This window comes from Klebsiella sp. 10982, assembly GCF_048589245.1.
Lineage (GTDB): Bacteria > Pseudomonadota > Gammaproteobacteria > Enterobacterales > Enterobacteriaceae > Klebsiella > Klebsiella quasivariicola.
On sequence record NZ_JBMAXV010000010.1, the window covers coordinates 68,690 to 81,381 of the forward strand.

General features: G+C 59.3%; 10 protein-coding genes and 1 pseudogene. 7 read left to right on the forward strand and 4 right to left on the reverse strand.

Features of this window, described 5'->3' with window-relative positions; genetic code table 11:
- Window positions 1-37: 37 nt before the first annotated feature.
- From ACKLKD_RS10980 to ACKLKD_RS10990, 3 genes are read right to left on the reverse strand one after another with little or no spacing between them, the layout of a single operon-like run.
- On the reverse strand, window positions 38-706 hold the full coding sequence (locus ACKLKD_RS10980; RefSeq protein ID WP_025714870.1) for an ABC transporter permease: 669 nt from the start codon (window positions 704-706) through the stop codon (window positions 38-40).
- Entirely contained in the window at window positions 706-1,335 is a 630-nt protein-coding gene (locus tag ACKLKD_RS10985) for an ABC transporter permease (protein WP_025714871.1), read from the reverse strand. Before ACKLKD_RS10985 ends, ACKLKD_RS10980 begins: the two co-directional genes overlap by 1 nt.
- The gene (locus ACKLKD_RS10990) at window positions 1,328-2,416 is read right to left on the reverse strand and encodes an ABC transporter ATP-binding protein (protein WP_025714872.1); all 1,089 of its coding nucleotides are present in this window, start codon (window positions 2,414-2,416) and stop codon (window positions 1,328-1,330) included. The genes ACKLKD_RS10985 and ACKLKD_RS10990 overlap by 8 nt, the downstream gene beginning before the upstream one ends.
- 758 nt (window positions 2,417-3,174) lie before the next feature.
- Here ACKLKD_RS10990 and tdcA point away from each other — a divergent pair.
- From tdcA to pflB, 5 genes are all read left to right on the forward strand, one after another.
- Entirely contained in the window at window positions 3,175-4,116 is a 942-nt protein-coding gene (tdcA, locus tag ACKLKD_RS10995) for a transcriptional regulator TdcA (RefSeq protein ID WP_025714873.1), read from the forward strand.
- A gap of 93 nt (window positions 4,117-4,209) precedes the next feature.
- Window positions 4,210-5,199: a bifunctional threonine ammonia-lyase/L-serine ammonia-lyase TdcB gene (gene tdcB / locus ACKLKD_RS11000; protein WP_002910762.1), complete on the forward strand. Its 990-nt coding sequence runs from the start codon at window positions 4,210-4,212 to the stop codon at window positions 5,197-5,199.
- A gap of 25 nt (window positions 5,200-5,224) precedes the next feature.
- The gene (tdcC, locus tag ACKLKD_RS11005) at window positions 5,225-6,556 is read left to right on the forward strand and encodes a threonine/serine transporter TdcC (protein ID WP_080896683.1); all 1,332 of its coding nucleotides are present in this window, start codon (window positions 5,225-5,227) and stop codon (window positions 6,554-6,556) included.
- 27 nt (window positions 6,557-6,583) lie between these two features.
- Window positions 6,584-7,792 (forward strand): propionate kinase, encoded by a 1,209-nt coding sequence (tdcD, locus tag ACKLKD_RS11010; protein WP_080896684.1) that lies wholly within the window; start codon window positions 6,584-6,586, stop codon window positions 7,790-7,792.
- Between the two features lie 28 nt (window positions 7,793-7,820).
- A complete protein-coding gene (gene pflB / locus ACKLKD_RS11015; protein ID WP_087804704.1) occupies window positions 7,821-10,115 on the forward strand; it encodes a formate C-acetyltransferase in 2,295 nt (764 codons plus the stop codon).
- 51 nt (window positions 10,116-10,166) lie between these two features.
- On the opposite strand, the pseudogene ACKLKD_RS11020 reads toward pflB, so the two are convergent.
- Window positions 10,167-10,310, reverse strand: a pseudogene (locus tag ACKLKD_RS11020) (hypothetical protein); the annotation flags it as partial.
- Window positions 10,311-10,602: 292 nt separating this feature from the next.
- Between ACKLKD_RS11020 and ACKLKD_RS11025 the strand changes: the two are divergent.
- Together ACKLKD_RS11025 and ACKLKD_RS11030 are read left to right on the forward strand one after the other, a co-directional pair.
- On the forward strand, window positions 10,603-11,661 hold the full coding sequence (locus ACKLKD_RS11025; protein ID WP_165931860.1) for a branched-chain amino acid ABC transporter substrate-binding protein: 1,059 nt from the start codon (window positions 10,603-10,605) through the stop codon (window positions 11,659-11,661).
- A 109-nt stretch (window positions 11,662-11,770) separates the two neighbouring features.
- Window positions 11,771-12,685, forward strand: a complete 915-nt coding sequence (locus ACKLKD_RS11030) for an ABC transporter permease subunit (protein WP_004175489.1) — start codon at window positions 11,771-11,773, stop codon at window positions 12,683-12,685.
- Window positions 12,686-12,692 lie beyond the last annotated feature (7 nt).

A 12,692-nucleotide genomic window follows, 5' to 3' on the forward strand; every position in this document is an offset into this window, starting at 1 on the left:
AATCAGCCCCAGGCGCTGGGGTCATGTCAGTTTCACGCTAATAAGGCGCGGCAATACGGCGGTGGGTCAGGCGGCCGGCGCAGCGGGCGAAAAGCAGTTCACCGCCTATCGCCAGCAGGGAAACCACCAGCGAGCCGCCGATCACCTGCGGGATATCCCGCTGCCCGAGGCCGTCGATCAGAAATCGTCCCAGCCCGCCCAAACCGGCATAGGCCGCGACCACCGCCGTGGCGATAAGCTGAACCAGCGCCGTGCGCACCCCGGCGAGGATCAGCGGCGCCGCCAGCGGGATCCGCACCTGCCACAGGCTTTGCCAGGGGGTCATGCCCAGCGCGATGGCGGCATCGCACAGTGGACGGTCGGCGTGATAAATCCCTACCCAGGTGTTAGTGAGGATGGGCGGGATCGAGAGCGCGATAAGCGCCGTCAGCACCGGGATATCGTTAAAACCGAAAACGATGATGCACAATAAAATCAGCCCTAACGACGGAATGGCGCGGCCGAGATTAAACAGGTTAATCACCACGAAGGCGCCTTTGCGCCAGTAGCCCAGCGCGATGCCGAGCGGCAGGGCGATGACGCAGGCCACGGCCATGCTGACCAGCACGTAATAAAGATGCTGTCCCAGGCGCAGGAGGATGCCCTCATCACCCAGCCAGTGCTCCGGCTGGGTTAGCCAGTGAAAGGTTGCAAGCAGCAGGGTCATTATTCCGTCCAGGGCGTAAGCCAGTCGCCAAGACGGGCAATCAGCCAGTCAAAGACCAGCGACAGAACCAGGCTCAGGATCAGGCTGACGACAATTGGCGTCAGAAAGTCCTGATTAAAACCCGCCAGCAGCAGCTGCCCCAGCCCGCCCTGGCCGATCAGCGCGGTGACGGTGACCAGGCCGACCAGCGTCACCGAGGCAATGCGCAGCCCGGCAAACAGAGAGGGCAGCAGTAGCCACAGCTCAATATCGAAGAAACGAAACCCGCGGGTGTAGCCGAGCGCCCGCGCCGACTCCAGCGCCGCCTGCGGCAGCTTCTCCATGCCGGCCAGCACGTTGCGCAGCAGGATCAGCAGCGAATACAGCGTCAGGCCAATCAGCGAGGTGGTCAGCGACAGCCCGGTAAACGGTAGCAATAAAATAAACAGCGCCAGCGAGGGAATGGTAAAGAGCACCCCGCACAGGGTGATGAGCGGTTGCGCCGTCGCGGGCCAGCGTAAGGTAATCGCTAACAGGCCGCCGGTGAGCAGGGAGCCGAAAAGCAGCGCCAGCAGGACCATCCGCGCATGCTGCCAGAGCAGATCGCCGATCATCGCGTCGTTATCGATAACCCAGCTCCAGTCAATCATGAGGTCCCACTCCTACCGCGCCGTCGAGCACCTGCTGCAGCAGGGTGTGAGATACCGCTCCCTGGTATTGCCCTTCGCCATTAACATGCACCAGCACGCCGGTCGCCACGTCGAGCAGCGCGCTGTAGGCAAAACGCAGGCTGTGGCTGCTGGCGAGCGGGCGCTCCACCGGCAGGGTGAGACCCCGCTGCGGATCGAACCAGTGCAGCGGGCGTCGCTGTCGGTCAAGCACCAGACGCAGCGGGCTGGCCAGCGGCGGGTGGGCGCTGGCGATCGGCGTCAGCGCTTCGTCGAGCAGGGGGACATCGTGACGCGGCAGCTGGCCGACCTGAATCATGCCCAGCCGCTTCAGATTGGGCTCCGGGCCGATAAAGCGGCGCACGAACTCGCTTGCCGGCTGGGCCAGAATACGGTCGGGGGTATCAAACTGCGCCAGCACGCCGCCTTCCTGGAAAATGGCGATTTTATCGCCGAGGCGGATCGCTTCATTGATATCGTGAGTCACCAGCACAATGGTTTTTTTCAGCCGCTGCTGCAGGAGCAACAGCTCATCCTGGAGGCGTTCGCGAACCACCGGGTCGATGGCGGCGAAGGGCTCATCCATCAGTAAAATGGGCGGATCGGCGGCGATGGCGCGGGCGATGGCCACGCGCCCCTGCTGGCCGCCGGAGAGCTGATGCGGATAGCGGTGCAGCAGATGGCTGTCGAGCGACATCAGCGCCACCAGCTCGTCAATCCGCGCGCGGATCCGCGCTTTGCTCCAGCCCGCCAGCCGCGGCACGGTAGCGATATTTTGCGCCACGGTACGATGGGGAAAGAGCGCGGCGCTTTGCATCACGAAGCCGATCTGACGGCGGATCTGGATAATATCGGCGTCAGCGAGGCGGACGCCCTGAATATAGACGTCGCCGCTGTCGGGAATATCCAGCTGGTTGATCATCCGCAGGATGGTGGTTTTTCCGCAGCCGCTCGGGCCGACGAAGGTGCAGAATTCGCCATGAGCAATATCCAGACTGAGGTCGCGAATGGCCGGCTGGGCGCTGCCTGGATAGGTTTTAAAAAGATGCGTTAATTTAATCATGGTGGAATTCAACACTCTGAATAATAAGGTCCTGACCCGGATAAAGTCGCGCCGGGATCCTGGCTCAAACTACAGAGCGCCCGCAGGGAGGGCAAATACGTTATTTGCATTTGCATAGTGAAAAGCTGGTTAATCCGCTGCGGCGGAGGTGAGGTCGGGCAGCCTATTTATGGATTTGTGATCGACAACACAAATGACTCCGTTCCGGACTACAGGAAATATAAATTGCTATGGTTGATTTTAATCAAAGTATGACCCGCTGCCGGAGGGCGAAAAAGCCATCGCTGGTCGTGGCGCCAACCCTCTTCGACTTGTAAATATAATGTTTCTTTAATGTAAGGAATGGCCCGTCTTTTTTACCGCCTCCCGGCGATAAATTGTGATGTCAGACAAGATTGCAGCAAAATAGCGCCGTTTATTACATGCGAATTTTATTGTTTATAGAATTAATTTAATTTCAGGCTTGCTGATTCAGCCGGCACGCCTGTTTGTAATATGGCCAAAAGGCGTATTTTTTATCGCCAGGTTGGCATCAATGTTATTGCCATCAATTATTTTTATCCCCGCATTCGCCGGCGATTATAAACGTTCAAAAAGCGCGCGAAATTATTTTATGTGATTGTATTTTAACCGTTATTTACTGCGGAAAGACAGCCGCTCTCCGCTGCCGCGGAGCCTTTGTGAGAGCTCTCACATAACCCGGCAAACGCGATTTGTTACACTTTCCGCCGTCAACAAAGGAATGAAAGTGAGACGCGATGAATACTTTTTCTCTGCCTAAAACACAGCATCTGGTGGTTTTCCAGGAAGTGATCCGCAGCGGGTCAATCGGGGCCGGAGCAAAAGCGTTAGGACTCACTCAACCGGCGGTCAGTAAAATTATTGGTGACATGGAAAGCTATTTTGGCAGCGAATTAATCGTCCGGCGAAATACCGGCGTTTCGCTCACCGAGGCCGGGCAGGTTTTTCTCAACTGGTCAGAAACGATCACCCGTGAAATGAAAAATATGGTCAATGAAATGAATGCCCTGACCAGCAGCACGGTGGTGGATGTTTCCTTCGGTTTCCCTTCGCTGGTGGGGTTTACCTTTATGTCGGAGATGGTGCATCAGTTTAAAATGACCTTCCCGAAGGCGCGGGTCTCGATGTATGAAGCGCAGCTCTCCGCCTTTTTGCCGGCGATCCGCGACGGGCGTCTTGACTTTGCCATCGGGACGCTGAGCGATGAGATGAAACTGCAGGACCTGCACGTCGAGCCGCTGTTTGAGTCTGAGTTTGTGCTGGTGGCGAATCGGGCGCGGATCGGCAACGGCACCGTCCGTCTGGCCTCGCTCCAGCATGAGCAGTGGGTGCTGCCGGAGACCAATATGGGCTACTACAGCGAACTGCTGGCCACCCTGCAGCGCAGCGGCATCCGCCGCGAAAATATCGTTAATACCGATTCGGTGGTGACGATCTATAACCTGGTGCTCAATGCCGATTTTCTGACGGTGATCCCCTGCGACATGACCACGCCGTTCGGCTCGAGCCAGTTTGTCACCATCCCGATCAAAGAGGCCTTGCCGGTGGCGCGCTATGCCGCGGTATGGTCGAAAAATTACCGGTTAAAAACCGCCGCGGCGTCGCTGGTGGAGATGGCGAAACATTATTCCTCGGGGCAGGGCAATCGCCACTGGCAGCCATTACAAATTATTGCGTAACTGAAAGTCGTTAAATAATCCAACACACGTCCTCGCTGTTATCAGCAGGATGACGCCCGGTCATTGACTTTATATTAAGATACAGAGGCCATAATGCATATTACCTACGATCTTCCGGTATCTATTGACGATATTCTCGAAGCGAAACAACGCCTCGCGGGAAAAATATATAAAACAGGTATGCCCCGTTCGAATTATTTTAGCGAACGCTGCCAGGGAGAAATATTCCTTAAATTTGAAAACATGCAGCGCACGGGCTCATTTAAAATCCGCGGCGCCTTTAATAAGCTCTGCGGTTTAACCGCAGCGGAAAAACGCAAAGGGGTAGTGGCCTGCTCGGCGGGCAACCACGCTCAGGGCGTTTCGCTCTCCTGCGCCATGCTTGGCATTGACGGGAAAGTGGTGATGCCGAAAGGGGCGCCGAAATCGAAAGTTGCCGCCACCTGTGATTATTCGGCGGAAGTGGTGCTACATGGCGATAATTTTAACGATACCCTCGCCAAAGCCAGCGATATTGTTGAACTTGAGGGCCGTATTTTTATTCCCCCTTATGACGACCCGCAGGTTATCGCCGGGCAGGGAACGATTGGTCTCGAAATATTAGAAGATCTATACGACGTGGATAATGTCATCGTGCCCATTGGCGGCGGGGGATTAATTGCCGGCATCGCGATTGCGATTAAATCCATTAACCCGACGATCCGCATTATTGGCGTGCAGTCGGAGAATGTTCACGGGATGGCCGCCTCCTGGTATGCCGGCGAAATCACCAGCCATCGCCACGCCGGCACCTTAGCCGATGGCTGCGATGTTGCCCGGCCAGGGAAACTGACCTATGAAATCGCCCGCCAGCTGGTGGATGACATCGTCCTGGTGAGTGAGGACGACATTCGCCAGAGCATGGTCGCCTTAATTCAGCGCAATAAAGTGATCACCGAAGGGGCCGGGGCGTTGGCCTGCGCCGCGTTATTAAGCGGCAAATTAGACAGCTATATCCAGAACCGCAAAACGGTCAGCCTGATTTCCGGGGGCAATATCGATCTCTCCCGGGTATCGCAAATTACGGGTTTTGTTGACGCTTAATTCAATACATAAGTGAGGACAGGATATGAGTACGACTGAGAGCATTGCATCCAGCCAGACAAGCCTTTCGTCCTGGCGTAAATCTGACACCACCTGGACCCTGGGCCTGTTTGGCACCGCTATCGGCGCCGGGGTGTTGTTTTTCCCTATCCGCGCCGGCTTCGGCGGGCTGATCCCGATCCTGGTGATGCTGGTGCTGGCCTATCCCATCGCCTTCTATTGCCATCGGGCGCTGGCCCGGCTGTGCCTGTCGGGGGCTAACCCCTCCGGCAATATCACCGAGACGGTGGAAGAGCACTTTGGCAAAACCGGCGGGGTGGTGATTACTTTCCTGTACTTCTTCGCCATCTGCCCGCTGCTGTGGATTTATGGCGTCACGATCACCAATACCTTTATGACCTTCTGGGAGAACCAGCTGCAGATGCCGGCGCTCAACCGCGGGGTGGTGGCGCTGTTCCTGCTGCTGCTGATGGCGTTTGTCATCTGGTTTGGCAAAGACCTGATGGTCAAGGTGATGAGCTATCTGGTGTGGCCGTTTATCGCCAGCCTGGTGCTGATCTCCCTGTCCCTGATCCCATACTGGAATAGCGCGGTGATTGACCAGGTCAACCTCAGCGATATCGCCTTAACCGGTCACGACGGCATTCTGGTGACGGTATGGCTGGGCATCTCCATTATGGTGTTCTCCTTTAACTTCTCGCCGATCGTCTCCTCGTTTGTGGTCTCCAAACGTGAAGAGTATGAAGCGCAGTTTGGCCGCGAGTATACCGAACGTAAATGCTCGCAGATCATCTCCCGGGCCAGCATGCTGATGGTGGCGGTGGTGATGTTCTTCGCCTTCAGCTGCCTGTTTACCCTCTCACCGCAGAACATGGCGGACGCCAAGGCGCAGAATATCCCGGTGCTCTCCTATCTGGCGAACCACTTTGCCTCGATGTCGGGCACTAAATCCACCTTTGCCACGGTGCTGGAATATGGCGCGTCGATCATCGCCCTGGTGGCCATCTTCAAATCGTTCTTCGGCCACTATCTCGGCACCCTTGAGGGGCTGAACGGTCTGATCCTGCGCTTCGGCTATAAAGGGGATAAAACCCGGGTCTCCAGCGGCAAGCTCAATACCCTGAGCATGGTGTTCATCATGGGCTCGACCTGGGTGGTGGCCTATGCCAACCCCAATATCCTCGACCTGATTGAGGCGATGGGCGCGCCAATTATCGCCTCGCTGCTGTGCCTGCTGCCGATGTACGCCATTCGTAAAGCGCCTTCGCTGGCCAAATACCGTGGCCGTCTCGATAACCTCTTTGTGACCGCCATTGGTCTGCTGACCATCCTCAACATCGTTTACAAACTGTTCTAATCCGGCTCAGGCCACGCGGAGTACAACATGACTGAATTTCCGGTAGTACTGGTGATTAACTGCGGCTCGTCGTCGATCAAATTTTCCGTCCTCGACGCCGCCAGCTGCGACTGCCTGCTGAACGGTGTGGCCGAGGGCATCAACGCGGAACGGGCGTCTCTCTCGCTCAACGGCGGCGAGCCGGTGGCGCTGGCGCAGCGCGGCTATGAAGGCGCCCTGCAGGCGATTGCCGGGGCATTAGCCCAACGCGACCTCATCGACAGCGTGGCCCTGATTGGCCACCGCGTCGCCCACGGCGGCGACCTGTTCACCGAGTCGGTCATTATTAGCGAGGAGGTTATCAATAACATTCGCCAGGTATCGTCCCTGGCCCCGCTGCATAACTACGCCAGCCTCAGCGGCATCGCCTCGGCGCAGCGGCTGTTCCCGCAAGTGATGCAGGTGGCGGTCTTTGATACCAGTTTTCACCAGACCCTGGCCCCGGAAGCTTTTCTTTATGGCCTGCCGTGGGAGTATTACCAGAATCTCGGGGTACGCCGCTACGGTTTCCACGGCACCTCGCACCGCTATGTCTCCCGGCGCGCCCTGGCGCTGCTTGGGTTACCGGAGCAGGAGAGCGGCCTGGTGATCGCCCACCTGGGCAATGGCGCCTCGATCTGCGCGGTGCGTAACGGCCGCAGTGTGGACACCTCGATGGGGATGACGCCGCTGGAGGGGCTGATGATGGGCACCCGCAGCGGCGATGTCGACTTCGGCGCCATGGCGTGGATTGCCGGGGAAACCCGGCAGACCCTCAGCGACCTGGAGCGGGTGGCCAACACCGCCTCCGGCCTGCTGGGGATCTCCGGCCTTTCCTCCGACCTGCGGGTGCTGGAGCAGGCCTGGCATGAGGGCCATGCCCGCGCCCGCCTGGCGATTAAAACCTTTGTCCATCGCATCGCCCGCCATATTGCCGGTCACGCCGCGGCGCTGCAGCGTCTCGACGGCATTATTTTCACCGGCGGGATTGGCGAAAACTCGGTGCTGATCCGCCAGCTGGTGAGCGAGCGGCTGGCGGTGTTTGGCCTTGAGATGGACGCCGCCCGCAATCAGCAGCCGAATTCGGCCGGCGAGCGCCTGATCTCCGCCGACGGCAGCCGGGTACGCTGCGCGGTTATTCCCACCAATGAAGAGCGCATGATTGCCCTCGATGCGATCCGCTTAGGCCGGATCCACACCGCGGCGGCGCTGGCCTGACTTTTTATTCTGTAGAGAGACGATGTTCATGAAAGTAGATATCGACACCCACGATGCACAATACGCCGACGCCTGGCAGGGCTTTCGCGGTACGGCGTGGCAAACGCAGATCGACGTCCGCGATTTTATTCAGCATAACTACACCCCTTACGAGGGCGATGAGTCCTTCCTCGCCGACACGACGCCGGCCACCACCGCCCTCTGGGAGCAGGTGATGGCCGGGATCCGCGTCGAGAACGCTACCCATGCGCCGGTGGATTTCGACACCAATGTCGCCACCTCCATCACCGCCCACGCGGCGGGCTATATCAACCAGCCGCTGGAAAAGATCGTCGGCCTGCAAACGGACCAGCCGCTGAAGCGCGCTCTGCATCCCTTTGGCGGCATCAATATGATCAAAAGCGCCTTCGAGGCCTATGGCCGCGAAATGGATCCCTACTTTGAGTATCAGTTTACGGCGCTGCGCAAGACCCACAATCAGGGGGTATTTGACGTCTATTCCCCGGATATGCTGCGCTGTCGCAAGTCGGGAGTGCTCACCGGGCTGCCGGACGGCTATGGCCGCGGACGGATCATCGGCGATTACCGCCGCGTGGCGCTGTACGGCATCCGCTATCTGGTTCGCGAACGCGAGCTGCAGTTTGCCGACCTGCAGCCGGCCCTGGAGCGCGGCGAGGCGCTGGAAGCCACCCTGCGCCTGCGCGAAGAGCTGGCCGAACAGCGGCGCGCGCTGCTGCAGATGCAGGAGATGGCGGCCCGCTACGGCTGCGATATCTCTCACCCGGCGCGCACTGCCCGGGAGGCGGTGCAGTGGCTCTACTTCGCCTACCTGGCGGCGGTGAAGTCGCAGAACGGCGGCGCCATGTCGCTGGGGCGCACGGCCACCTTCCTCGACATCTATATCGAACGCGATCTGCGCGCCGGTTTGCTGAATGAGGAGCAGGCCCAGGAGCTGATTGACCACTTCATCATGAAGATCCGCATGGTGCGCTTCCTGCGCACCCCGGAATTTGACTCGCTCTTCTCCGGGGATCCCATCTGGGCGACGGAGGTGCTGGGCGGCATGGGGCTGGATGGCCGCACCCTGGTCAGTAAAACCACCTTCCGTTACCTGCATACCCTGCACACCATGGGGCCGGCGCCGGAGCCCAACCTGACCGTGCTCTGGTCGCAGGCGCTGCCGGTGGCGTTTAAAAAATATGCCGCCCGGGTGTCGATCGCCACCTCGTCGCTGCAGTATGAAAACGACGATCTGATGCGCAGCGATTTTGACAGCGACGACTACGCCATCGCCTGCTGCGTCAGCCCGATGGTGATCGGCAAGCAGATGCAGTTCTTCGGCGCCCGCGCCAATCTTGCCAAAACGCTGCTCTACGCGATCAACGGCGGGATGGATGAGAAACTGAAGATCCAGGTGGGGCCGAAAACCGACCCTCTGCGTGATGAGGTGCTGGACTATGACACCGTGATGGCCAGCCTCGACCACTTTATGGACTGGCTGGCGGTGCAGTACATCAGCGCGCTGAACATCATCCATTGTATGCATGATAAGTACAGCTACGAGGCGGCGCTAATGGCCCTGCACGACCGCGACGTCTACCGCACGATGGCCTGCGGCATCGCCGGCCTGTCGGTGGCAGCGGATTCACTGTCGGCGATAAAGTACGCCCGGGTGAAGCCGGTGCGCGATCACCACGGGCTGGCGGTGGACTTTGTCATTGAGGGCGACTATCCGCAGTACGGCAACAACGACGATCGGGTCGATGCCATCGCCTGCGACCTGGTGGAGCGCTTTATGCGCAAAATTCAGGCGCTCCCCACCTGGCGTCAGGCGGTGCCGACCCAGTCGATCCTGACCATCACCTCTAACGTGGTGTACGGGCAGAAGACCGGCAATACGCCGGACGGACGTCGGGCGGGGACGCCGTTCGCCCCGGGGGCCAATCCGATGCATGGCCGCGACCGGAAAGGGGCGGTGGCGTCGCTGACCTCGGTGGCGAAACTGCCGTTTACCTACGCCAAAGATGGCATCTCGTATACCTTCTCCATTGTGCCGGCGGCCCTCGGCAAAGCGCCGTCGGCGCAGGAAAACAACCTCGTGGGGCTGCTGGACGGCTACTTCCACCACGAGGAGACGGTGGAGGGGGGCCAGCATCTTAACGTCAATGTGCTGAACCGGGAAAAGCTGCTCGATGCGATAGAACACCCGGAGCAGTATCCGAATCTGACGATCCGCGTCTCCGGCTATGCGGTCCGCTTTAACGCGCTGACCCGCGAGCAGCAGCAGGATGTGATCTCCCGAACGTTCACCAGCCAACTCTGAGCGGCCGCCAGGCCACGGGAGAGCCTTTAACGGGCTCTCCTGTTATCATCTTCACATTACCGCAACAAAATAATCACCACTGTTGATCATATTCGCATTTTTGCACCACGCTGGCGCGCAGCCAGCGCGAACTGCATCTATGTTTAGCTCACTGGCCGGTACGGATACCGCGTTGTCCGGCTCGCCACGTGATGGCTAACGATCTCCTGACCTGAAAGGAAATGTCCCCATGCCGGATGCGGCACGGGTTGCCGTCGCGTGCGTACCGACCGGGGCGTCTGCTCTTCGGTGTTCCACTCCTTCCTGGCGGGATTTTTGCTTCTTCCACCCTGGCCGTCCTGGCGCTGCGCCTGCGTCGGCACCACACGGTAAGTGATATTTTCTGCGTCATTCCATGACGCCAGGCTTTACATCGCTGAGGAATATCCGAATGTCTTTGAAACTGAAAACAATGACGCTTCATGTTGTGATAGCAGGTTGTATGAGCATGGCCTTTTACGCCCAGGCCGACGTGAAGATCGGCGTCGCCGGGCCTTTTACCGGCCCCAACGCCACCTACGGCGCCCAGTACTGGAAGGGGGCCTCGCAGGCGGTGGCCGATATCAATGCCGCCGGCGGCATCAAAGGCGAAAAGATTGTGCTGGTGCAGGGGGATGACGCGTGCGAACCGAAGCAGGCGGTGGCAGTGGCCAACCGGCTGGTGGATGAAGCGAAAGTCTCCGCCGTGGTGGGGCACTTTTGCTCTTCCTCGACGATGCCGGCCTCCGAGGTATATGACGAAGCCGGGATCCTGACCATTACCCCCGGCTCGACCAACCCGCAGATCACCGAGCGCGGCATGAAAGATCTCTTCCGCATGTGCGGCCGTGACGACCAGCAGGGGGTGATTGCCGCCAACTATATGCTGGACGTGCTGAAGGCGAAGAAAATTGCCGTGATCCACGATAAAGACACCTATGGTCAGGGGCTGGCCGATGCCACCCGCGCGGCGCTGGCGAAGCGCGGCACCAAAGAAGTGTTGTACGAAGGCCTCTCCCGCGGTGAAAAAGACTTTAACGCCCTGGTGACCAAGATCGGCGCCCTCAAGCCGGACGTGGTCTACTTTGGCGGCTGCCATCCGGAAGCGGGCCCGCTGGTGCGTCAGATGCGCGAGCAGGGGGTGCAGGCCAAATTCTTCTCCGGCGACTGTATCGTCACCGAGGAGCTGGTGACGGCCGCCGGCGGGCCGCAGTTCACCAACGGCGTGCTGATGACCTTTGGTCAGGATCCGCGCACCCTTCCGGACGGCAAAGCGGTGATCGAGAAGTTCCGCGCCAGCGGCTTTGAGCCGGAAGGCTATACCCTCTACGCCTACGCTTCCATTCAGGCTATCGCCGCGGCCTGGAACGCCGTAGGCACCGATAACGCCAAAGCCAGCGACTGGCTGAAGAGCCACGACGTCGAGACGGTGATGGGCAAGAAAGCCTGGGATGGCAAAGGCGACCTCAAGGTGTCTGACTACGTGGTCTATCAGTGGGACGACAAGGGCAAATATCACCAGCTCTGATCGGCCACGACCTGAGGACGCTCTGTCCTTTTGACTTGCGAATCGTCACACGACGGCGGTCGCCCGGGGATTGAACCCGGCGGCCGTCTGCCTGGCGGCTGGAGGGGCTATGACGGCGTTTTTTCTGCAACAACTGATCAATGGGCTGACGCTGGGCGCGGTGTACGGCTTAATCGCCATCGGCTACACCATGGTGTATGGGATCATCGGCATGATCAACTTCGCTCACGGCGAGGTGTATATGGTCTCCGCCTATCTGTGCGCCATCGGCCTGGCGCTGCTCTCTTTTTTCGGGATCCACTCCTTTCCGCTGCTGATTTTCGCCACCCTGGTGTTCACCATCGTGGTCACCGGGGTATACGGCTGGGCGATCGAGCGCATCGCCTACCGGCCGCTGCGCAACTCGACGCGGCTGGCGCCGCTGATCTCGGCTATCGGGATGTCGCTGATCCTGCAGAACTATGTCCAGCTGAGCCAGGGACCGAACCAGCAGGGGATCCCGACGCTGCTCAGCGGCGCGCTGCGCATGACGGTGGGCGATGGGGTGGTGCAGATCACCTGGACCAAAGTTTTTATCCTCGTCGCGGCGCTGGTGGGGATGCTGATCCTGACCTGGATTATCCAGTACACCCGGCTGGGGCGCATTTGTCGCGCCACCCAGCAGGACCGGCGCATGGCGGCGATCCTCGGCATTAATACCGATCGGGTGATCTCCCTGGTGTTTGTCATCGGCGCGGCGATGGCCGGCCTGGCCGGCGTGCTGGTGACCATGAACTACGGCACTTTCGACTTCTATATCGGATTTATTATCGGCATAAAAGCCTTCACCGCCGCGGTGCTGGGCGGGATCGGCTCGCTGCCTGGCGCGATGCTGGGCGGGCTACTGCTTGGGGTGGCCGAAGCCCAGTTCGCCGGGCTGGTGAATTCGGATTACAAAGATGTCTTTTCCTTTGCGCTGCTGGTGGCGATCCTGATTTTTCGCCCGCAGGGGCTGCTGGGACGCCCGCTGGTGGCCAAGGTCTGAGGAGGCT

Excerpts from the sequence above, each read along its gene's own strand:
- ACKLKD_RS10980 (WP_025714870.1), bottom strand. The coding sequence starts at position 706 with ATGACCCTGCTGCTTGCAACCTTTCACTGGCTAACCCAGCCGGAGCAC.
- ACKLKD_RS10985 (WP_025714871.1), bottom strand. The coding sequence starts at position 1,335 with ATGATTGACTGGAGCTGGGTTATCGATAACGACGCGATGATCGGCGAT.
- ACKLKD_RS10990 (WP_025714872.1), bottom strand. The coding sequence starts at position 2,416 with ATGATTAAATTAACGCATCTTTTTAAAACCTATCCAGGCAGCGCCCAG.
- tdcA (WP_025714873.1), top strand. The coding sequence starts at position 3,175 with ATGAATACTTTTTCTCTGCCTAAAACACAGCATCTGGTGGTTTTCCAG.
- tdcB (WP_002910762.1), top strand. The coding sequence starts at position 4,210 with ATGCATATTACCTACGATCTTCCGGTATCTATTGACGATATTCTCGAA.
- tdcC (WP_080896683.1), top strand. The coding sequence starts at position 5,225 with ATGAGTACGACTGAGAGCATTGCATCCAGCCAGACAAGCCTTTCGTCC.
- tdcD (WP_080896684.1), top strand. The coding sequence starts at position 6,584 with ATGACTGAATTTCCGGTAGTACTGGTGATTAACTGCGGCTCGTCGTCG.
- pflB (WP_087804704.1), top strand. The coding sequence starts at position 7,821 with ATGAAAGTAGATATCGACACCCACGATGCACAATACGCCGACGCCTGG.
- ACKLKD_RS11025 (WP_165931860.1), top strand. The coding sequence starts at position 10,603 with ATGGCCTTTTACGCCCAGGCCGACGTGAAGATCGGCGTCGCCGGGCCT.
- ACKLKD_RS11030 (WP_004175489.1), top strand. The coding sequence starts at position 11,771 with ATGACGGCGTTTTTTCTGCAACAACTGATCAATGGGCTGACGCTGGGC.